Raw genomic sequence first — 21,399 nt, 5'->3', positions numbered from 1 at the left:
CTTGGGAATCTGGAAAAATGGCATAAAAGTATCCAAGGAAGAGGTCTGTAAAGCATTAAATTACTTAAAAATGAACAAAAAGGCATACGGATAGAGACATCCGAATGCCTTTTGTCTACAAACTGAATACATGTATAATATGTATTCCCTTTATTATTTAACTTCAGTTTCAATGATTCCAACCTTAAACTTTAAAACGTTTCAAAAACTACCTCTCCAATTCGCGTAATATCATAATCCCCTAGTGAATGGGCCATTGGTCCTCACCTCCTATTGTTGTTGGCTTTCTCTTAATTGTTGTGTTTGACAGAAACAGCCCGGCAGGCCAATGGATTGAATGGACCGAATAATCCTAACTCATGCTGCAATTTATTATAAAGACCCAGATGGTAATTCTCTTGAATGAATGGCACCTTTAAGATTGGAATTTGAGGAAGACTTTATTATGATGTTCCTGGAGGATTGAGAAAAATGAAAAAACAGTTAATTCTTCATCGGATAATAGGTTGGTTTCTATAATAAGCGGAGACGCATTTTTCTTATTGAAGTAACAGGGTAGAATTGTTATCAAGAATATCTTGTATAATAAAATAAACTTGTACATATTGGGGGATTTTGTTATGAAGAGAATTGCAATAGATATGGATGAAGTAATTGCTGATTTTATTCCCAAACATATAGCACTTTTCAATCGGGAGTACAACGAGAATATTACAGTTGAAGACTTAAAAGGAAAAAAACTTAGAGAGTTACGCCCTAAGTTGAAAGAAGAAATTATGAATTATTTAACCGAACCTGCTTTCTTTAGGGATTTAGCAGTAATAAAGGATAGTCAAGAAGTAATAAAGGAATTAAGCGAACACTATGAAATTTTCATTACTACGGCTGCAATGGAGTATCCAACATCCTTTACAGCAAAGTATGAATGGTTAAAAGAACATTTTAGCTTCTTGAATGATATGAACTTTGTTTTTTGTGGTGATAAGAGTATTATTCATGCAGACTATCTTATTGACGATAACATAAGACATTTTAAACGGTTTTCTGGTCAAGGAATCTTGTTTACATCTCCACATAATATGAATGAAACAGGCTATGTTAGAGTCAACAACTGGCAAGAGGCAAGGAATTATTTTCTCAAATAACGAAAAGTTCTTATTTAAAAAACAGGTGCGTTTCTACAATTAGTAGAGACGCATTTTTCTTATTGAAGCAGCAGGGCATGTAATTTTCTATAAATGCTCAGGAAATGATCAAGCTGAATAACCAGATTTGGTTATTAACTCACCGATTTAAGCATCCTCATGTCTGTCCGGGTGATCTCAGATACCATTGTATTTGAATACTGCCCATTTCTCCTTCCGCAATCCGTTTATCAGTTCCCGTCCTATATTCAAGTGTTCCTGTATCAGTTCTTTTGGAGTGAGCGCCATCCACTGTTTCAATAACACGTCGGCAAAGCGATTATTCTTGAACATTTCCAAAAACCATAGGCTTTGGCGGCCTGTTTTTTTGAAGTAATGTCCCATGGCAAACGGTACATATCCTACATCACCGGCCCGGTAATAAGCGGAAAGCAGCCTATTGGCTGCTTTTTAATTGTGATTTTTCCATTTGCCAGGCTGCTTGGGTCATCTTCCCGCAGCTGGTTTACGTTCTGTTGTTCGCTTTCCTTTTATGACACTGTTTCTGAGATTTGTAATAGGGCAAATGCCTCAAAATTCCTTGACTTGTTAGAAACATACTTACTTGCTAATGAACTAAAAAACAAAGGGACACAAATTAAAATATTCTGAATACATTAATTGTAAGCGCTTACTTAACCTTTTGCAATTGGTTATTGGGCAGCATTTATTAAAAAAGCAATAAGAGAGGTCGGAAATATTGGGAATGATAAATTACTCAGGTCATGATTGGATAAAAGATGAATTCCAGGCGGAATTCCCTTTTTCTTTTCCTGCACCCTAAAAAAGGGGGAACTGAAAGGATGAAAGCAATTCGGACAAATAAAGGGTGGAAACGTGCGAAATACGGTAATTTAGCCTGCTTTAAAATGCTGACAGACAGTCTTGAGCCAAAGGTTCTAAAAGAGATGCATGAAATATGAAAAAGCTTGTTCGATTTTTACTGTTTTCAATACTCTTGCTTCTTTCCTTCAACACCAAAGCCTCTGCTGAGAGTCTAAGCCTTCAGGACAATTCGATCACTCATGCAGGTCATAATTGGATGACAAAAGATAGCAAAGGTGGACGCCTAGCCCAAGGTCCAAGGCTTCAGGACAATTTGATAACTTGGGCAGGTCATGATTGGATTATTAAAGATAGCAAGGGTGGACGCTTAGCCCCAGGCAACAATGTTTGGAATCCGAAAAATGTTTACATTGATTCTAACGGAAATTTGAGATTAAAAGTTGACTATAATTCAGCACTAGGGGTTTGGGAATGTGCCCAACTTTCTATGAATAAATCCTTAGGCTATGGGACATATCGTTTCTATGTCTACGGTGCCTTAGATGCACTTGACCCGAATGTCGTTTTAGGGCTGTATCAGTATGACCAAAACTCACCTGACGCTGCTGCTGCTAATTATCGTGAGATTGATATTGAGTTCAGTATGTGGGGTCATGATCCTGTAGTATATCCTAACTATGTTAATAGTCAGTACGTCATACAGCCCTATAACACACCGGGGCAGCAATTCAGGTTTGACACTGTTCTTAGCAACGGTCAATCAAGCACACATGAATACAAGTGGACTCCTGAGGGAATACATTTTAAATCAAGTTACGGCTTTTACGCTGATCCCCCGCCTTCTTATATTTATCAAGAATGGGATTATACAGGGAATAATGTTCCTACTGACGGACTGGAAACGATCAGAATGAATTTGTGGCTTTACAATGCGGATAAACCTATGTACGGAAAAAAACAAGAGATCATTATAACTGGCTTTGAATATATTCCTCTATAAAATGGCGTGCTGGTTCATTCCAGCACTCTTTTTTTAGATCCTTCCTTTCCAAAATTTAGAAGACAATTCGGCCATTCATCTATGGAAACCGTCATGAAATGAAGAGTTATATTCCAAATTCAAATGAAAAAATTCATCTATAAACGAAGACATTTTTTCGCTATTTAAACAACTGTCGCAAAATAATCAAACAGCGCTTCTTCTTGGGTTTAGTTTTTACGTCAATCGATACCGTCATAACAACAGTTCCTTTTCATTTACGAAAATAGAAAACTTTTTGATACAAATGGTTTTAAAACACAACTCGAAACCAGATTAAATATGAGGGCCGATCATGCTATTGAAAGGATTTTATTTTTTGGTCCTTCGATATTCTTATTATTTTTTTACCCTATAGGCTTGTTTCTATGCATATGAGACAAGGAAATATTTCAAGTAGCCATGAAACGGTAGGAGTATCTGTAGTTAACTATAATATGCAAAGACAACACGTCGCTGCCTTCTTTCAAAAATCCTTTAGTTTGTCATACGTATTACACGATTTTTAATCGAGGAATTGACTTATTATTATGGAGCGCTCAGGATATGCGCCATCTTATAGTTCAGACTCTTTCAATAAAATGCCAATAGAAAGGCAGGTAAAGCCAAGTAAAGCTCCCCCAATAATATCTGTCGTATAATGCTCCTTGAGATAAACGCGGCTCCACCCAACTAAGCCAAGGAAAATAAGGTAGAAAAATAGAAATGAATTAGTCATTTTTAGCCTGCGTTCAGGGCCCATAGAATTCAATAAGAGATAAAGGATAAAACCGTAAAAGACAGCGGCATTTACCATATGTCCACTTGGAAATGAAGCACCATTTCCTGCAATAGGCCTGTTCCGCCCCACCCAATTTTTGGTTATGATGTCCATTACTCTTGATCCCAAATAGTTTCCTAGAAAAATCAAGGCTGTCCATCCCTTTTTTATTAGAACCAGTACTATGGAGATAAACAATACCAATACAAGGCAAAAATAGAACTCCGACAGATGAGACATGATTTTGGCAATTGGGGTAAGCCGCTCACTTATTCCTGAATAAATCATTTGATTCATTTTTTTATCAAAAGCAAGAAGCCAGGGATTCTTATATTTAATGGCCCATCCCAGCAGAAAAAATAAAAAAAAGCAGGCCATGCAAAAGGCAGCGAGTTTTTTGGCCGTCATTGTTCTCTTTATGATCATCACTCCTGAACAGAAGGGTTTCATATTAAAAAAGTGAAGTCTTGTCCTGCTATCTCATTTATATTTTTATCGTAACCGGGATATGAACATTCTTTTGGTGTTTTTTGCTGCCTATTACCACCCGATTCTTTTCAAAATGCGTTTTAGCAAAGATTGTTGTTATTCGTACGAGCCTAATTCCCGTTTAAAGACTGGCTTCGTGGCATCTTTTCTTAAAATTTTTGCTGAAATGAGGGTTTTAGTACTTAAATTAAAAGTTTAAGAAAAGAGCCTTTCAAAAAGATCTTCTTTAAAAAAGATACGAAAAAAGCTACCTTTAAAGGTAACTTTTTTAGCTTATACTTAATATTTCATTAAAATTGAAAGCAGCCATAAAACCTTGCTTAATTCTTTTTTAGGAAGCTCAACTATCCTTGAAGCTCTAGTCTATGTGTTTTTTGTAAAACCTGCATCACTAAATTCTTTGACGCCCTTATTTATAGGTATGACAAATCGTTGTCTTCTGATTTCCTCTGACGATCGTTTTGACAATTTTCACATATATGAAGAAATCTCATCTGGATTAATTCATTTTCTTTGCTTTCCAGTTCTTCTGCACTTCCGCAAACTTCACAAATTTTCATCAAATTCTTCCTTTCTAACGCATTGTAGTAATAACAATTTGATCTTCCAATTATTTGATTTTAAAACCTGCTTCTGTAATGGCTTGGTGAAAATCGATGTCATTGGCAGCATTTTCATCATAAGTAAATGTTGCTTCACTGCTGTTTAAGCTCACCTCGGCCCTCCGTATCCCCCATACAGCATGCAAAGCTTGAGCGACTTTATCAGCATCGTTTTGCGTTTGCAAGCCTTCCACCTTAATAACTCCTGATTTCACGATAAAATCCTCCTTCCTTATTCTGCCTTTTCCTGATCTTTTTGAAAGGCTTCTCCCATCCCTTTTAGAAATTCAGCCATCATGCCCATGGATGCCTGCGCTTCAGGAGACCGCATTATTTTCCCTAGTTTCCATAAGCTTTGTTTTTCCCCTTTTTTAATACTTTCGGTTGATCGGTCAAGGCCGGTACTGACCCCGTTTAAAATTGTTTGTATTTGTTCTGGATTTACAGAGCTTAAAAAATTTAATGCCTTCATGCCGTTTTTAATTGTGTTGTACATGGCTGGCTGATTCAGCTGCCCGATAGCAATTACTCCTACATCTGTCCGTTTCTCCAGTAATCCATTGATGGTGTCCAAAGCGCCCATCTCGTTCAGAATTTTTACGATGTCCAGAGTTTTGATAATGGCTTCATGGTTATCGGTAAGCGCCTTAATAAGTTCCCCAAAGGCTCTAGTCTGTTCTTCTTCCTGTGTTGGAACATGTTTATTAATTTGCCTGATTGCTTTGGCCATATTCATCCCCCTCTGCTTGGAATAGATTCTGGATTGGCGTGAAATCGTCGCGGATCCACTTATCTTCAATCCTGACGCTTATTTGAGGTATTCTGTTTCCGAAACGATGGTTTACTCTCGGTAATGGAGGCTCTCCCTCTGTTTCTAGGATTTCCATTTCTACGTCCATTTCCTTGTAATTCGGCGTATGTGTAATGAGATCATGGTAGCTGCTAGTCAGCCGGTTGACCGCTTCATTTTCGTCGGCTGTGTTCATTGTCAGGTATAATTCTTTTCCTTTTACCCGATCCGTCACAATGGCTCTTACCTTCACCTGTCCGTATGGAGAAGTTAAACGCACTAGCGTACCATCCTGAATACCGCGTTCTTTAGACAACTCATGCGAAACCTCAAGCCAAGGATGGGGCACTTTGTGTGTAAGACCTTCTGATTTATACGTCATATTCCCTTCATGGAAGTGCTCAAGTAAACGGCCATTATTCAAATGCAAATCATATTCCCCGCCTGCTTTATAAGGCGGTGTAAAATCAACAGAAACGAGCTTGGCCTTGCCATCCGGAAAACCAAATGTTTCTGTATACAAAAGCGGCGTGTCTTTGCCGTCTGGAGCAACAGGCCATACTAGGCTTTTCCAATGTTCCAGCCGCTCATAACTGACTCCGGCAAAGACAGGAGCAAGACTCGCGGCTTCGTCCATAATGTCACCAGGGTGTTGATAATTCCATTTTGCTCCTAACCGGTTGGCTACTTCCTGAAAAATAAGCCAATCTGGTTTTGATTCTCCTATCGGTTCAAATACTTGATAGAACCGCTGAATACGACGCTCCGTATTGGTAAAAGTTCCTTCTTTTTCAAGGCTTGGAGCAGCAGGCAATACGACGTCTGCGTATTGGGCAGTTCTGCTGAAGAAGATATCCTGCACGACAAAAAATTCAAGCTTTTCAAATGATGCTTCTACAAAATTCGAATTGGCATCTACAATGGCCATGTCTTCACCAAAAAGGTACATGGCTTTTAATTTTCCTTTATCAATGGCTTCGACCATTTGATGATTGTCATATCCAGGATCCTTCGGTAATGAAACACCCCATGCCTTTTCATAACGCTCTCTTACCTTTTGATCCTGAACAGGCTCATAGCCAGGAAACCATGCCGGCATAGTTCCAAAATCACAGGCGCCTTGCACATTATTATGCCCTCTTAACGGGTAAGCCCCTGTTCCTGGTCGCCCGTAATTCCCTGTAATTAAAAGCAGATTTGAGATGGCTGTACTGGCATCGGTAGCTCCCATATGCTGGGTAATGCCCATCGCCCATAAAGCACAAACAGATTTTGCCTCATGAATCATTGTGGCAAGCTTAATTAATTCTTCCTGGCTCAACCCTGTTGTCTCTTCTGCGTAGCTTAACGTGAATTTCTGAAGCGATTTTACAAAGTCGTCCATTCCGTTTACTCGATTTTTCAAGAATTCTTTATCTTCCCAGCCTTGATCCAGAATGTATTTTGTTACGGCTGATAGCCAGATAAGGTCGGAGCTTGGTTTAGGATGCAGGTAAAAATCTGCCCGCTGCGCCAGCTCATTCTCCCTCAAGTCCACTACAATCAGTTTTTGTCCGTGCAGTTTATGGGCCCGTTTAATTCGGGTGGCCAAAACAGGATGGGATTCGGCCGCATTGGCGCCGATCACAATAGTCAAATCAGCTTGCTCAATATCATGGATTGTTCCTGAATCCCCGCCAATCCCTACAGTTCTTAAAAGTCCGGCAGTTGCCGGCGATTGGCAGTAACGCGAACAGTTATCCACATTATTCGTCCCCATTACGGCACGTGCCAGTTTTTGAAACAGGAAATTTTCTTCATTAGTACATTTTGATGAAGCGATATATCCGATGGAATCAGGACCGTGCTTTTCTTTAATTTCTGTAAGCTTCGAGGCAATCAAATGGAGAGCTTCATCCCAGCTTGCTTCGACAAACTCATCGCCTTTGCGGATCAATGGTTTTGTCAGACGTTCGTCGCTGTTGACAAAATCCCAGCCCCATTTTCCTTTAACACAAGTGGAAATACCATTAACAGGGGCTTCAACTTGGGGCTCTACTTTTAAAATTTCACGATCTTTTGTCCAAATCTCAAAGCTGCAGCCTACTCCGCAATAGGTACAAACCGTCTTCGTCCGTTTTATACGCGCCTTTCTCATTGCAGCTTCTACTTCAGAAATGGCAAAGATTCCTTTGTAGCCTGGCTCCACTTCTTTTGTTAGGTCAATCATCGGCTCCAAAAGATTGGCAGGAATGCCTGTTAAATAACCGGCTTCTCCAAGCATCGATTTTTCCATCAATGCGTTACAAGGACAGACTGTTACACAATGTCCGCAAGAAACGCACGAGGACTCATCAATTGGCACATCATTATCCCATATAACCCGAGGCGCATTGCGGCTCCAGTCAATTGTCAAAGTTTCATTAACCTGTAAATCCTGGCAGGCCTCTACACATCTTCCGCACAAAATACACTGATCGGGCTCATACCTGTAAAAAGGATGCGAATTATCCGGAGCATATGGTTTTGCTTCAAACTTATATTTCTGATGGTCAATCTCTAGGTGTTCTGCTGTATTATGGACAACACAATTCCCATTGTTGTTATCACAAACCGTGCAGTAAAGCTCATGATTTTTCAAAATTCGCGACATTGCTTCGTATTGAGCATCTTTTACTGGTTTTGATTCGGTATCTACCTTCATACCTGGTTCAGCTTTAGTGGAACATGCCCGAACCATCTTCCCTCCTGCGTTTACGAAGCAAGTATCACATGATTGGATTGTTCCAAGATTCGGATGATAACAAATGCTAGGAATATAAAAATCCTGGGACTGGGCAACTTCTAAAATGGTTTGCCCTTGCTTGGCAGTATACTCTTTTCCATTAATATGTATCGAAAATGCTGAGTCTGTCATTATCATTCCACCTGACTTTCAGATATTTCCTTTGGAAAATACACCCAATTTATATCACTTTTAGCTTGCCCAATAAAGAAAAGAAATAAAATACGAAATGCTGTCCGTCCTGATATAGAAGGAGAGCTGGTCTTATTAACGTCTGATTATTAATGCCTTCTTTATTACCTCTGTTTCAGTCTTTAATGAATTGTTCCTCTTTCTTGGAAATAGAAAATTGGAAATCAAAAAATTGATTTTTCCGTATGTGAATAACGGAATATGGTTATTCTTCTTTTAGGAAATGATTAATTTTTACGCAAAAAAAAAAGGAAGAAAGAAGGATTATGCAATGGAAAAGGAAAAATTATTTCAACGCATACAAACGATGATTATTTCCTCATCAAAGAAACCAAAACAAATGGCTGTTTCAACAGTAAAAGTGGCTGATATTTTTGGTGTTACACCTTCTGAAATTGAACAGGGATTACAGGAGCTTGTTGATGAGGGCAGGCTGCGTAAAAGGAAAATGACAGAACCTCCAAATAGTGATATTTATTTATTGCCCTAGTTTGATGATCTAAATAATTGCTCTCGGAAGCCTCATCGTCGCTTCGCTCTTGCTTAGGGTTCACTCACTTTAATCAACATGTGTTAAAAAATCACCATCATTTTTTAACATAGCCAAGTTAAAAGAAAAAGGACCGCATCACGGTCCAACTCTTAATTATTGATATACTTTTCAAAAACTTCCCCAAAATCCTTCTCATGGTATTGCTCCCGAACAGAAGTCAGCCAAGTGAAGCCAAAGTCCGTCAGCTCCTTGTATGTAATTCTTGTTATCTTTCAAGTCAAAATATTCATTTTTATTTTGTAAATGAAGAGAAATGGCGAGAGCAGTTAACAAAAATTTTTAATGAAGAAGAACAGGAAAGTTTTTTTTTGGAATGAATATTAAAAAAATACTTTCCCATCCAATAGTTTTGCTCATAATTTTGCTCATAGTTATTTTTGTTATAATTATCAAATATTTATTGTAACAAAAGAAAAGCTTATAGTACCAATGGTTTTTTACATCTATTTTTTTGTATTTAATACAATGATGAATGGCATGATGTAATAAACATCATCTGCTTAAAAAACGCGAAACCTTTGAGGTTTCGCGTTTTTCGTGTAGATATTAAGTAATATAGCTTTTGCCAGTAACACCCCTGAACCTTTGCTGTAAGCGAAAATCCTGATTCGTCCAAAGAAACAGGTCATCTGCTTATTCTTTGGTCTAATTATGATGAAATCAGCCAGAAGTCTTGTTCCTAAATGAACGCGACTTCTGGCTTATGTTTGTTTTCAATACTTAGCAAAACAAACAGCCACCTGTAATTCAGATACAGGCGGCTTTCTATTAATTGGTAACGGAAATCTCTACTTTCTCTTTTTTATGAATATCTTCTGTACCGGCTTCCAATGAAGTCTTGTAATATAAGCATTTATGTTCAATTACTTCCATTGTTTTTTTCAGTTCTTCCATCTGTGCTTCTACATTAGCTTTTCGTTCTATGAACATGTCATATCTTTGCTGCAGCGTGGAATCCCCGTCAGAACACCAATCAATGAAACTTTTAATCTCTTTAATAGGCATTCCAGTGGATTTCAGACATTCAATTACTTTTAAAGCGCCGATATCGGATTCTTTAAACAATCGTGTTCCGCTTGCTGTCCGTTCTACAAAAGGCATAAGTCCCTCCTTGTCGTAGTATCGCAATGTATATACTGTTAGATTCAATTCATTTGCAGCTTCGCTAATAGAATATGTTTTCATTAGTTATCTCCATTTCTATTAAATATATAGACTTTGAGTTAACTCTATGTTTTGAAGGGATATTATCACGATAATGGCTGAATGTCAAAAGCCCTTATAGGGAAAGCGGAAATGGGTTGGATAGACATGGATCCTTAAAAGGAAGGAAAGCTTATCACTTGACCTAGAGTTAACTATAAGGATTAACATTGTTTTGTAAGAGAAAAAAGCATGGGTAGAATTGAAGGAAGGACAATGTTGCCCTGAGTTTATTATTTAAACCCTGTACAATGCCGTTCTCTTAAAAAATGAAAATACTAATTACTGGAGGTTTTTCTATGATAACTGCTAAAGCACGAGCTGTTGACGGTCCGGACAAAACCTTTCGAGAAGCTGAAATTACAAGACGCGACCTAGATTCTAAGGATGTTCTGATTGAAATTAAATATGCAGGAATATGCCATTCTGACATCCATACTGCTCACGGGGAATGGGGCGAGGTGAACTATCCTCTCGTACCTGGACACGAGATTGCGGGAATTGTCACGGATGTAGGAGCCGAGGTAACACAGTACAAGGTGGGTGACCGGGTAGGGGTCGGATGTATGGTTGACTCCTGCGGTGAATGTGAAAACTGCCGTAAAGGAGAGGAACAATACTGTCTAAAAGGAAATATTCCTACCTACGCTGGAGTTGACAGATACGGTGAGCCGACTCAGGGTGGCTATTCTACCCATATTGTTGTAATTGAGGACTTTGTATTAAGCATTCCAGATAATATTGGGCTTGATGCAGCAGCACCACTCCTTTGTGCGGGAATTACGACATTTTCGCCGCTTAACCATTGGGGAGCGGGTCCAGGTAAGAAAGTAGCTGTTGTTGGTATGGGTGGTCTTGGCCATATGGCTGTCAAGATTGCACACGCTATGGGTGCCGAAGTTACCGTACTGTCTCAATCATTGAAGAAAAAAGAAGATGGTTTGCGGTTCGGTGCTGATGATTACCATGCCACAAGTGATCCTGAGACATTTAAAAAACTGGCTGGTTCCTTTGACCTCATCATTAACACGGTAAGTGCAAAGCTTAACATGGATGCTTATCTTGGACTTCTTACTCTTGACGGCAGTTTGGTAAACGTCGGTGCTCCTGCAGAACCGCTGTCATTAAATGTGTTTTCTCTTATTGCTCATCGCCGTTCATTTGCCGGTTCATTGATAGGTGGTATTCGTGAGACTCAGGAGATGTTAAATTTCTGCGCAGAACATAATATTGTTCCTGAAATCGAAGTAATCTCGGCCGATCAAATTGACGAAGCATACAAACGTGTATTAGCTTCAGATGTGAAGTATCGATTTGTGATCGACATCAGCACAATGTGAGTTGCGTAAATGAAAAGCTATAACGGTCATTTTAAGGGTGTCCAAAAAGTCTATCTTTTGGACATCCTTTTTATTTAGGTCGCCTCAAAGTGGAATTAAGCAAAAGATAAATAGCACAAAAGCTATTTAGCCAAGGTTGTTTTCGCATAGATTGTTGCTTATTCGTAAAAGTTCTCATCACGCATTTTGAATAGTTTCCTTAAAGTTCTTGCCAAATCAAGGGTCGTTTAAGAGAAATTTAGAGTGAGAAGCAACAAAGTAGAAAGAAGCCTTGGCCAATAAATGGGTTCAATTTTTGCTTTAATTGAAAGATTCAGGAATGTCGATGACAGAGCTAAAACAATATATAATCTGACGTGCAGCTGGGGACTTGAAGGTAAGACTTTCCGCATATTTGTATATTAGTAACACTCCATTCCCGTGTTTAGAATACAAGAATATAAGGAATTGAAAATACATAGAGAACGCAGCGCTCTACAAAATAGGAGGTAATAAATTTGAGTCTTATTAAAGGAAAACTGGGCCTCGGAACAGCTCCGCTTGGAAATATGTTCAGAGAAGTGCCGGAAGAGGAAGCAATCGAAACGATTGATACCGCATGGAATCAGGGAATCCGATATTTTGATACGGCTCCTTTTTACGGAGCTGGATTAGCTGAAATGCGGCTTGGAGAAGCCTTGTCCAAATACAATCGGGATGACTATTTTTTAAGCACGAAGGTAGGCAGGGTAGTAGAAGATGAAACGGAAGAAAAAGAAGGAATGTTTGAGTATGGCCGAAAAAATAAACTGACCAATGATTACAGTGAAGATGCGATGCTGCGCTCCATTGAGCAAAGCCTTGAGCGTCTGAAAACAGATCGTTTGGATTTCCTGTACGTACATGATGTATCGCCCGATTTTCACGGTGATGAATGGGTGTCACAGATCAGTATTGCAAGAAAAGGAGCCTTTCGAGCGCTGACTCGCCTTCGTGAAGAAGGGGTAATTAAATCTTGGGGATTAGGAGTCAACCGGACAGAACCGATCGAGCTCGCCATTGAACTGGAAGAAACACGCCCAGACTTATGTTTGCTGGCGACCCGGTATACCCTTTTAAACCATGACCATGCCTTGCTTAAGTTAATGCCGAGAGCTTTGGAGCAAAATGTGCAAATCGTTGTTGGAGCTCCATACAGTTCGGGAGCATTAGTCGGGGGAAATCATTACGACTATGGGGATGTTCCTGACGACATTGTTTCGAAAACAAATGCGATTAAACAGATTACGGAAAAGCATCAGGTAAGTATGAAAGGTGCTGCACTTCAATTTTCGATGGCCCATCCAGCAGTAGCGGCTGTCATTCCCGGTTCTACCCGTGCCGAACATGTGAAAGAGGATATCGCTGCATCGAAAGAGGAGATTCCGGCTGATTTTTGGCTGGAATTGAGGGAACAAAATCTTGTTTCGCCGCATGCTCCTCTGCCGATAGATTGAATGATAGAAGGTCGCCGTGATGACGGTGACCTTTTTTTTGCGTTTGGCAGCGCATCGGACTAGTGGGTGAAAGTCCCGAATACATAAACGCTTAGAAGTAGAGATGGAAAAACCAAAAGAAAAATGGGGCGTTTTTTTTCGAAAATAAGGCGATAATTTGATTCGGTAATAACATATCGCTTGCCGATATGAACTTTTTGAAATCAATTTGTCTGTATGTTCTGTGTGGATGGCATAACTGCTGTTATTGGCTTAATATATGTCAGATATCGAATACGGGAATAAAGCGCAGGTTGATATCGGCACCCGATACATATGACAATGTAATGAACCAATCTGATCCTGTGTGAAATGATCGCCGTCAAAAACCATTTTAAATCGGAAAAATATCTAAGCCATAATAAATCATTTCCCGAGAAATATCTACAAATCTATTAAGCAAAAATCGACAATCATTACCTTCTAATTAAATAGCGTATAAGGTGGCAGATACGGAATGGAATTTGACTCTGCATATTATTCTTTTGATAACTTCCCACAAAGGCAGTGGCCATGAAATGGATAATTAGCTCCTGGTCCATTCACTTATTCATTCCCTGAATATAGATTTTTTCCTGAATGGCAAAAGTTAAACTCAAAAGAGATGCCCCTTTAAACAGTGATTCCTCATTTTTTTGAAATAAAACTAATTAAAAGAGAAGGCCATTCATCGGTTTACTAAACTGATGAATGGCCTTTTCTTTCATATTGGCTGTCATATGAGCCTGAATTTTCATTGTTGTGTCCCACTTCTGTATCTCCTATACTCCTGCACCCCGCTTCAACCCAATTGCTGCTTGTCGGACACCATCTTTATATATTCTTTCTTTCTTCTACAATCATCCGCAACCCTCTCCTTGGTCTGAGTGTAAGATGCGGAAGCATTTTTACTTCATGATGATCCGGGGCTAGCCTTAATCGGTAACGCTTTGCAATGCACGCTATTACGAACACAGCTTCCATCATAGCAAAATGGTTTCCGATACAAACTCTCGGGCCTCCGCCGAAAGGGAAGAAGGCGAACAAAGGGAGAGTTTTCATGAAGTTGTTTTCAAACCGTTCCGGGATAAAGGAATCCGGATTATCAAAATACTTTTCACTGCGGTGCATCAAATATTGGCTCAGCATGAGAGTGTCGCCCTTTTTAAAAGGGTATCCCCCTATTTCAACATCCTCAATTGCACGCCTTCCGTAAATAAAGGCTGGCGGGTATAGACGAAGTGCTTCCCAGACAATGTTTTGTGTGTATGTCAATTTTTTGAAATCCCCAGGAACTGGCATACGGCTGCCAATTGCGCTATCTAATTCTTCATGGAGTTTCTTTTCTACTTCGGGATGCTGAGATAGCAAGTAAAAAGCCCAGGATAGTGCTGTTGAGGTCGTTTCATGGCCGGCAACGAAGATTGTCATTACTTCATCGCGAATCTGATTGTAACTCATGCCGGAGCCATCGTTTTCATCCCTGGCATCCATTAAAATACCCAGCATGTCTTCATGCACCGCTTCATCTGACCTTCTTTTTTCAATAATGTCATAAACAACTTGATCAAGCGATTGTACAGCTTTTTTGTATTCACGGTTGTGTTTCGTCGGAACCCATAGAGGGAGTCGCAGAACAAATCTCATCCTTTTTACGGCCATTTGCATGCTTACATCTAACGGTTTTCCAATCAAGTGATGTCCATCTTTAAAATCCATGCTGAACATTGTTTTGTTTATAATGTTGAGTGTGATGTCCATCATATCCCGAGTAGCGATTCGCTCTTCCCCGTCTTGCCAGGTGGAAGCAAAATCTGTTGTAATATCAATCATATCGAGGGCATAATTGTCAATATTGGCCCTTTTGAATGCAGGTTGAATGAGTTTTCTCTGCTGCGTATGAAGTGGTTTTTCACTCGTAAAAATGCCTTCGCCGATCATTGGCTTTAAGGCACTGAATTCCTGTGATTTCACAAAGTACTTACTTTTCGTGACAAGGATTTCTTTTATTAAATCTGGGTTTGTGATTAGATAATTACGTTGAAACGGTCCCAATCGGAATCGGGCAACTTCTCCGTATTCTTTTGCCATCCGGGAAAGAAAACCAACCGTGTCTGATTTAAACTCCCTTAAATTGCCGGTTATTAGCTTCCCTTTTGGTCCGGAGTGAGAAATGGGTGAGGCTGAATTGTCATTCATTGAGTTGCATCCTCCGCTGTTTTTATGATTTTTTTTTAAATCTTCTGATATATCTTATTCAGGATGAGCCATTTGTCTTGTACTATGGTGGAGAAATGCGGAAATTGGGAATGAAGAGAAAAAACAACAAAAAGTATCATACAGACCATCTTTTTAGCAGTTGTTTTTTCGATAGAAGGCCTGCCAGTCACAATATCGCATTTTGTTCTGGCTGTTTATTATGCTTGTAACTCTGGTGGCATTGTTTCATTGTCCGAACAGCAATTGAAAAAAACGGGTAGTAATACTTAAAGAGGATAGTATTTCATGTGCTGGTATTGTCACGGATCAGCTATGAAGCGCAGAAGCGGCCCATTTTCTTATTGGGAAAAGTCCACAAGATTAGAGGATGATTGAGGATTAGCCTCGCCCTATTTATTGGGTCTTTTTTTATATCAGATTTTTAAAGTAAGGACTGTCCAGCCCCTTACTAAACATACCGTAATCAATAACGACAATATCATTGTTCTCTGATAAAACTGCATTATCGAGACTCAAATCAATCGGGATGATTCCGTCCATTAGAAATTTCGCTTTCAGCTCAACCAGTGTCCATACATGCAAAAGAGTCAGCGGCAATTTGCGGTTCATTTTTTTCAAGATAATCCAGCCATGACCTGATTCATAAGTTTCCATATAAAAAAAGCCTCAATCCCGTGTCTCTAAAAGGATCGAGGCTCTTTCTCCAAGTACACTCCAATGGTGGAGTGTTATTGTATTCGGATAAAGAACTTTATTCTTAGGGATAATGAATGGTTTTTAAATGCTGCATGTTTATAAATAAGTGTTTATTTCGAGCCGTAATAATTTCAATAAAGTTATCTTCGATTTTGTGTATTTTCCCAATGTAATTTTGCGGCTGCCCTATATTTAAAACAACTAATTCTCCAATCAGTTTACTTAACTGTACATCAAACGTCCTTGCTAAACTTAGTCCTGCCGGATTTACTGGTAAATCTTTATGGTTCAGTCCGTATGGCGTTTGATCTTTCGTATAGGGAATTAACCATTTTAAGTGGTTTAGATGGATATAAATCGTTTTATACACTGGTGAATAGAAGACAAAGTAGTTATTCATAACAGATAAAATATATCCATGAAGCGGCTGATTCCCAGTGACATATATTTCAACAAACAATCCTTTAGCAAGGTTTAAAATTTTCCTGACAGAAAGTTCTTCCTCTTGTTGTTGAAGCTGAGGGATTTCTGACTGATTCTCAATTATTATGTCATCACTTAAGTTAATTTTACTGTTTTGAACATGTAATAATGGGAGATACATGTAGTCATTTCCGGTATTAAGGACAATGATGTCACTTCCGACATCAACAGTCAGTCCTTTCAATAGTTTTCCTCCAGAGACTTCTATTTCAATTTTTTCCCCGATAAATGGTTTAAAAGCTTTATTCATCAAATTGATTCCTCCTTTCCTATTACATTAATTGGTTAACTCCTGGATACCTTTGGCTCTTTAGTTTCTTTTTTTAACCGCTTATTTTTCAGCTCATTGTATTTTTTTTCTGCAAATTTCATAAGCGAAAAATATTGCGTTTCAAGTATCTTTTCTTGTTCGTGTGGATCTAACTTCTTTGAATCCACTTCTAACTTTTTGATATCAATTTCTTTCCTGTTTATTGAATTTAAATCTTCAAGAGTTTGCTGTTCAGAACTTGCGGATTTTTCTTGTTCGTGCGGATCAAACTTATTTAAATTCATTTCTAACTTTTCGATTCCAATTTCTTCACTTTTTAATGAGTTTAAATCCTCAGGAAATTGCTGTTCACAATTTGTGGATTTTTCCTTTTTATTGGGCAAACATAATTTCTTTCGATTCCAGCTTTTCGTCCTTGTATAAAAATACTTATTATTTGGCACATTCCCGGTTTGAAAAAAATCCTCGTCTGCCTTTTTTGTTTCTGAATGAACTTTTTGTTTGTTATTACGCCAACTGTTCCTATAATTTGTTATTTGATCTATGTGGGTTGCAAAATTGTGATTCGGGTAAGTACTAGAAACCCCTTCCTTTTTGTTAACTAACAAATCAGCATCATCAAATGTATGTTGCACATGTTCTTTCTGAGCAGCTTTTATATCGTTTGAATTCAGTTGATCCGGGGTTATATGGGCTTTGTTTATTTGAGGGGAGTTAATTATAGTGATTTTTTCATCTAATTCAATGTCTTGGTTTAGTGCAGGTTCAAAATTAGTTATTTCATTTTCGTTTGTATTTTCAGTAAATGAAGCGGTATTTTCATCTATTTCATTATCCTTTGAATAAAATGGATTCTCCAGGTTCTCTTTTAACGTAATTTTTTCTTCACGTTTTTCGTCTGATTCCTGTTTCATTTCTTCTTTGTATTGGTCTAATGCAGTATATACATTGGTTACTTCGTTTTCTTTTGTATTTTCAGTAAATGAAGCGGTATTTTCACCTATTTCATTATCCTTTGAATAAAGTGGATTCTCCAGGTTCTCGTTTAACGTAATTTTTTCTTCACGTTTTTCGTCTGATTCCTGTTTTATTTCTTCTTTATATTGGTCTAATGCAGTATATGCATTGGTTACTTCGTTTCCTTTTGTTTCCGCTGTATTTTCTTTCATTTTTGACTCTGCCGCATTTTCATTTATTACATCAGCTTGAGTAATTTCCCCTTGGAAGATACTGTTAAGATGAGCGTTATCTAAATATAAACAATCTTCATTACTAACTAAAATAATATGGTCCTCAAAAACTCTGCTTAAAACTCCACTAAAAGGCTGAGGGTTTAAGTAATTGATCGTTACCCAACTATGTTTAAATTGTTTTAGAATTTCTAATAAATTATTTGAATTTAAATAGTCGCACTCTACTGCATTTATTTTATGTTCTTTAGCATTTTTTGATATGGCATTGATTTGTTTAAGATTAAAGTATAAGATTTTGTCATCTTTACTTTTAATGATGATATGATCATCCTTTACATCGATCAGGCAGCCAACAATATAAGAACCTTCATTAGAAAAAATACCAATATTATATCCTATCAGGGATTTTAAGGCTTTAAAATATGATTCATGATCCATATTCTTCACCTCCTCATTTTATATAAATTAATACTGTCGCCCCTATACTATTTTCTAGAAGCGACAGTATTGAGATTACTCAATTATTCGTTTTCTTTATTTTCTTTCTCTTTTTCTTTACCTTCATGCTTTTCACTGCTTTTTTCTTTACCTTCAGATTTTTCATTGCTTTTTTCTTTAGAGTCTGCTTTTTCCTTATCGTTATCTTTAGAATCTGATTCTTTTTGTTCTGGTTTTTCTAGTTTCAATCCGTAACTAACATTGCGAATATGGAACATGTTTAAACTAATAATTTCTTCGTTTTTAATAACAGTAATAAAATCAGCGGTAACATCATCTAAAATACCCTCCAAACTCTCAGGGCCACCACGGTTTATTTTCACCCAATGGTGTTTTAGATTAGTAAGAAGTCCTTTAAAATCTTCACCTTGCACAAAAGTAAAGTCTTCAGGAATCACTAATGAAAAATCAATTCCATCTTTAGTATTTTGCGTAATACTTTTCACATGGTGAGTTTGATAGAACACAACTCCGTCATCCTCTGTTAATAATACGAAGTAGTCTTGGCTGCAACCTAATAATTTCCCTACTCTGGATTCTTTTCCACCTCTGTCAACCTTAACAACTTTATTAACATAAGAGGTAATCGTTTCATTATTCACGTTTTTTTCTCTCCTCAAGTTTTATTTTATAAACATTCCTAATGCATCTATATGTGTCATGGATGGCTAAGGTAACTAATTTATTTGACCATTTTTTGGTCAAATAAATTTTTTCTTGATTTCCAAAGGGTAAAATTATTTAGCGTTTCATGATTGGTTAACCAAGAAGACACAACCGATTTCTTAAATATTGGTTTTTTTCACTAATAAATTGACAAATAAATGAAGGTTCGTTATCAAAATGTTCGATTTGCTGCTTTTTATAAGGATCTTGTAATACATATGGCCGTATATTCTCATGTAATTGGGTTATTATTGGAGATAAAATGTCAATTGTAAAGTGGTTGTCTAAAATATGCTTTAGTATTTCCTTATATTGAACTCTAAAAAACACATCATCTAGTATTCTGGCTGTTAGTGTATTGAACCCGTTTATGGGGACATCACTTAGATCCATCGTCCTTCCATGAATATCCCTTCCCCACGTACCATCACAATCCCAAGGTGAGATCTCAAACTTTTTTGTTAAAGGGTTTAGAAACAAGGAATAATTATGAATAAATCCATCGAAATGCTGAATGCAAACAACGCCAGCTAACCACTTAAAATATTGATCCAAGTCGATTAGATTTTCTATTTCTTTCCTAAATTCTTCTTTAGTTAAGGTATTAACCTTAAAAATTAGATATTTTATATACTCATCCTCGCTTTCATAACCGGATTTCCTGGTATAACCATCCATAAGCGAATTCTTTAGTTTCCCTTCAGGAGTTAGTAATGAGAAATTCGCATCATTATTTGTGGCATAAAAAATGGGTCCTGATGCAATGTTTCTTTTTCTCAAAAAATACTCATCAAATGATTCAATTTCCAAGTAAACCCCTTGATTTTTACCGTTTAACATTAGACATACATGCTGTGCTTGAGGGGCTATTACGCCGATACTATGAAAAAAGTCGAAAGAAAGTTTGTTTCTAATTAGTGAATGATCTTTAAATTCCGAATTCAGATGGATCTCTTTTGCTCCTTTGTAGAGGGTCGAATCCTGGAAAATAACACGGAAAGATTTTTTTTTGAATTTTCTTATATGATGACCACGGTAGGAAATATGAATTGGGCAGGTTTTTGAAGCAATTTTTAGTCGGGCTGATACCGTTTCATCATCATAAATATTTTGATTCAGTTTAAATAATTGCTTTGGATGAATGAATATTGAATACTGTGGGACTGAATATACTGACGGCATAATATCCCGCCTTTTTGATTTAGTTTATGATTTTTTTAGGCAAAGGGTCACAGTCCATATTGAAAATATTGATCATATAGAGCAATAGTCTAAGCAAATAAGTCCCAACCCCATATATTGAAAATGATAATTACACATGTTGGGGGAAATGGAATGAAAACATTTGATATTGAAACTGATATATGTGAAATTTTTTGTTTAGCCTTGCAAAATAACCTGTCGAAATATCTTAATAATAATCCAGATGAAGTAAATAATGAGGTTAATGAGGTAGATTTAGGGAACAAGAAACAAAAGAAATCCGAAGGCTCGAACGGCAGCAAGGGCTCGAAAGGAAACAAAGGTTCCAACGGCAGTAAGGGATCGAAAGGAAGCAAAGGTTCCAACGGCAGCAAGGGTTCAAAAGGAAGCAAAGGTTCCAAGGGCAGCAAGGGCTCGAAAGGAAACAAAGGTTCCAACGGCAGTAAGGGATCGAAAGGAAGCAAAGGTTCCAACGGCAGCAAGGGCTCGAAAGGAAACAAAGGTTCCAACGGCAGTAAGGGATCGAAAGGAAGCAAAGGTTCCAACGGCAGCAAGGGATCGAAAGGAAGCAAAGGTTCCAACGGCGGCAAGGGTTCAAAAGGAAACAAAGGTTCTAATGGCAGCAAGGGCTCGAAAGGAAACAAAGGTTCAAACGGCAGCAAGGGCTCGAAAGGAAACAAAGGTTCAAACGGCAGCAAGGGTTCAAAAGGAAACAAAGGATCTAATGGCAGCAAGGGCTCGAAAGGAAACAAAGGTTCCAACGGCAGTAAGGGATCGAAAGGAAGCAAAGGATCCAACGGCAGTAAGGGATCGAAAGGAAGCAAAGGTTCCAACGGCGGCAAGGGTTCAAAAGGAAACAAAGGTTCTAATGGCAGCAAGGGCTCGAAAGGAAACAAAGGTTCAAACGGCAGCAAGGGTTCAAAAGGAAACAAAGGATCCAACGGCAGCAAGGGCTCGAAAGGAAACAAAGGTTC

18 protein-coding genes and 1 pseudogene are annotated in these 21,399 nt (G+C 38.1%); 6 read left to right on the top strand and 13 right to left on the bottom strand.

What is annotated here, in order from left to right; all coding sequences use genetic code 11:
* The first annotated feature begins 620 nt into the window (after positions 1-620).
* A complete protein-coding gene (locus tag ACOT8F_RS20540) occupies positions 621-1,145 on the top strand; it encodes a 5' nucleotidase, NT5C type (protein ID WP_421653776.1) in 525 nt (174 codons plus the stop codon).
* A 177-nt stretch (positions 1,146-1,322) separates the two neighbouring features.
* Here ACOT8F_RS20540 and ACOT8F_RS20535 read toward each other — a convergent pair whose 3' ends face one another.
* Positions 1,323-1,580 carry a cupin domain-containing protein gene (locus ACOT8F_RS20535; RefSeq protein ID WP_421653779.1) on the bottom strand — a complete coding sequence of 86 codons (258 nt, stop codon included), beginning with the start codon at positions 1,578-1,580 and terminating at the stop codon, positions 1,323-1,325.
* 523 nt (positions 1,581-2,103) lie between these two features.
* Here ACOT8F_RS20535 and ACOT8F_RS20530 point away from each other — a divergent pair.
* Entirely contained in the window at positions 2,104-2,970 is an 867-nt protein-coding gene (locus tag ACOT8F_RS20530; protein WP_421653775.1) for a glycoside hydrolase family 16 protein, read from the top strand.
* 595 nt (positions 2,971-3,565) lie between these two features.
* Here the strand turns inward: ACOT8F_RS20530 and ACOT8F_RS20525 are convergent.
* The 4 genes from ACOT8F_RS20525 to fdhF form a co-directional block, all read right to left on the bottom strand.
* Positions 3,566-4,195 carry a phosphatase PAP2 family protein gene (locus ACOT8F_RS20525; protein WP_421653774.1) on the bottom strand — a complete coding sequence of 210 codons (630 nt, stop codon included), beginning with the start codon at positions 4,193-4,195 and terminating at the stop codon, positions 3,566-3,568.
* 673 nt (positions 4,196-4,868) lie between these two features.
* Complete coding sequence (locus tag ACOT8F_RS20520; protein ID WP_421653773.1) at positions 4,869-5,075, bottom strand: heavy-metal-associated domain-containing protein; 207 nt, start codon at positions 5,073-5,075, stop codon at positions 4,869-4,871.
* 17 nt (positions 5,076-5,092) lie between these two features.
* A complete protein-coding gene (locus ACOT8F_RS20515) occupies positions 5,093-5,590 on the bottom strand; it encodes a helical membrane plugin domain-containing protein (protein ID WP_421653772.1) in 498 nt (165 codons plus the stop codon).
* Positions 5,565-8,546 (bottom strand): formate dehydrogenase subunit alpha, encoded by a 2,982-nt coding sequence (gene fdhF / locus ACOT8F_RS20510; RefSeq protein ID WP_421653771.1) that lies wholly within the window; start codon positions 8,544-8,546, stop codon positions 5,565-5,567. The genes ACOT8F_RS20515 and fdhF overlap by 26 nt, the downstream gene beginning before the upstream one ends.
* 331 nt (positions 8,547-8,877) lie before the next feature.
* On the opposite strand from fdhF, the gene ACOT8F_RS20505 reads away from it, so the two are divergent.
* A complete protein-coding gene (locus ACOT8F_RS20505; RefSeq protein ID WP_421653770.1) occupies positions 8,878-9,096 on the top strand; it encodes a hypothetical protein in 219 nt (72 codons plus the stop codon).
* Positions 9,097-9,248: 152 nt separating this feature from the next.
* Here ACOT8F_RS20505 and ACOT8F_RS20500 read toward each other — a convergent pair.
* Both ACOT8F_RS20500 and ACOT8F_RS20495 read right to left on the bottom strand, forming a co-directional pair.
* A pseudogene (locus tag ACOT8F_RS20500) lies at positions 9,249-9,353 on the bottom strand (YvbH-like oligomerization domain-containing protein); the annotation flags it as partial.
* Positions 9,354-9,927: 574 nt separating this feature from the next.
* On the bottom strand, positions 9,928-10,344 hold the full coding sequence (locus tag ACOT8F_RS20495) for a MerR family transcriptional regulator (RefSeq protein WP_421653769.1): 417 nt from the start codon (positions 10,342-10,344) through the stop codon (positions 9,928-9,930).
* A gap of 317 nt (positions 10,345-10,661) precedes the next feature.
* Between ACOT8F_RS20495 and ACOT8F_RS20490 the strand changes: the two genes are divergently transcribed.
* Both ACOT8F_RS20490 and ACOT8F_RS20485 read left to right on the top strand, forming a co-directional pair.
* Positions 10,662-11,702, top strand: coding sequence for an NAD(P)-dependent alcohol dehydrogenase (locus ACOT8F_RS20490; protein WP_421653768.1), 1,041 nt, complete (start codon positions 10,662-10,664; stop codon positions 11,700-11,702).
* Positions 11,703-12,193: 491 nt separating this feature from the next.
* A complete protein-coding gene (locus tag ACOT8F_RS20485; protein ID WP_421653778.1) occupies positions 12,194-13,177 on the top strand; it encodes an aldo/keto reductase in 984 nt (327 codons plus the stop codon).
* An 852-nt stretch (positions 13,178-14,029) separates the two neighbouring features.
* On the opposite strand, the gene ACOT8F_RS20480 is transcribed toward ACOT8F_RS20485, so the two are convergent.
* From ACOT8F_RS20480 to ACOT8F_RS20455, 6 genes are all read right to left on the bottom strand, one after another.
* Complete coding sequence (locus ACOT8F_RS20480) at positions 14,030-15,394, bottom strand: cytochrome P450 (RefSeq protein ID WP_421653767.1); 1,365 nt, start codon at positions 15,392-15,394, stop codon at positions 14,030-14,032.
* A gap of 429 nt (positions 15,395-15,823) precedes the next feature.
* On the bottom strand, positions 15,824-16,069 hold the full coding sequence (locus ACOT8F_RS20475) for a hypothetical protein (RefSeq protein WP_421653766.1): 246 nt from the start codon (positions 16,067-16,069) through the stop codon (positions 15,824-15,826).
* Positions 16,070-16,172: 103 nt separating this feature from the next.
* Positions 16,173-16,844 carry a DUF2642 domain-containing protein gene (locus ACOT8F_RS20470; protein ID WP_421653777.1) on the bottom strand — a complete coding sequence of 224 codons (672 nt, stop codon included), beginning with the start codon at positions 16,842-16,844 and terminating at the stop codon, positions 16,173-16,175.
* Positions 16,845-16,879: 35 nt separating this feature from the next.
* On the bottom strand, positions 16,880-18,496 hold the full coding sequence (locus tag ACOT8F_RS20465; RefSeq protein ID WP_421653765.1) for a DUF2642 domain-containing protein: 1,617 nt from the start codon (positions 18,494-18,496) through the stop codon (positions 16,880-16,882).
* Between the two features lie 83 nt (positions 18,497-18,579).
* Positions 18,580-19,158 carry a hypothetical protein gene (locus tag ACOT8F_RS20460; protein ID WP_421653764.1) on the bottom strand — a complete coding sequence of 193 codons (579 nt, stop codon included), beginning with the start codon at positions 19,156-19,158 and terminating at the stop codon, positions 18,580-18,582.
* 157 nt (positions 19,159-19,315) lie between these two features.
* Positions 19,316-20,404, bottom strand: a complete 1,089-nt coding sequence (locus ACOT8F_RS20455) for a CotH kinase family protein (protein WP_421653763.1) — start codon at positions 20,402-20,404, stop codon at positions 19,316-19,318.
* A 153-nt stretch (positions 20,405-20,557) separates the two neighbouring features.
* Between ACOT8F_RS20455 and ACOT8F_RS20450 the strand changes: the two genes are divergently transcribed.
* The coding region (locus ACOT8F_RS20450; RefSeq protein WP_421653762.1) for a hypothetical protein at positions 20,558-21,399 on the top strand (842 nt) is incomplete at its 3' end.

This window comes from Chryseobacillus diguaensis, from assembly GCF_049220665.1.
Taxonomy (GTDB): domain Bacteria; phylum Bacillota; class Bacilli; order Bacillales; family Bacillaceae; genus Metabacillus_B.
Note: the sequence above shows the minus strand (reverse complement) of the source record. Positions and strands in the feature narration are given on the sequence as shown.

Coding starts and splice junctions, on each gene's coding strand:
- ACOT8F_RS20465 (WP_421653765.1), bottom strand. CDS start 18,496: ATGGATCATGAATCATATTTTAAAGCCTTAAAATCCCTGATAGGATAT.
- ACOT8F_RS20540 (WP_421653776.1), top strand. CDS start 621: ATGAAGAGAATTGCAATAGATATGGATGAAGTAATTGCTGATTTTATT.
- ACOT8F_RS20475 (WP_421653766.1), bottom strand. CDS start 16,069: ATGGAAACTTATGAATCAGGTCATGGCTGGATTATCTTGAAAAAAATG.
- ACOT8F_RS20495 (WP_421653769.1), bottom strand. CDS start 10,344: ATGAAAACATATTCTATTAGCGAAGCTGCAAATGAATTGAATCTAACA.
- ACOT8F_RS20530 (WP_421653775.1), top strand. CDS start 2,104: ATGAAAAAGCTTGTTCGATTTTTACTGTTTTCAATACTCTTGCTTCTT.
- ACOT8F_RS20525 (WP_421653774.1), bottom strand. CDS start 4,195: ATGATCATAAAGAGAACAATGACGGCCAAAAAACTCGCTGCCTTTTGC.
- ACOT8F_RS20480 (WP_421653767.1), bottom strand. CDS start 15,394: ATGAATGACAATTCAGCCTCACCCATTTCTCACTCCGGACCAAAAGGG.
- ACOT8F_RS20515 (WP_421653772.1), bottom strand. CDS start 5,590: ATGGCCAAAGCAATCAGGCAAATTAATAAACATGTTCCAACACAGGAA.
- ACOT8F_RS20505 (WP_421653770.1), top strand. CDS start 8,878: ATGGAAAAGGAAAAATTATTTCAACGCATACAAACGATGATTATTTCC.
- ACOT8F_RS20490 (WP_421653768.1), top strand. CDS start 10,662: ATGATAACTGCTAAAGCACGAGCTGTTGACGGTCCGGACAAAACCTTT.
- fdhF (WP_421653771.1), bottom strand. CDS start 8,546: ATGACAGACTCAGCATTTTCGATACATATTAATGGAAAAGAGTATACT.
- ACOT8F_RS20455 (WP_421653763.1), bottom strand. CDS start 20,404: ATGCCGTCAGTATATTCAGTCCCACAGTATTCAATATTCATTCATCCA.
- ACOT8F_RS20470 (WP_421653777.1), bottom strand. CDS start 16,844: ATGAATAAAGCTTTTAAACCATTTATCGGGGAAAAAATTGAAATAGAA.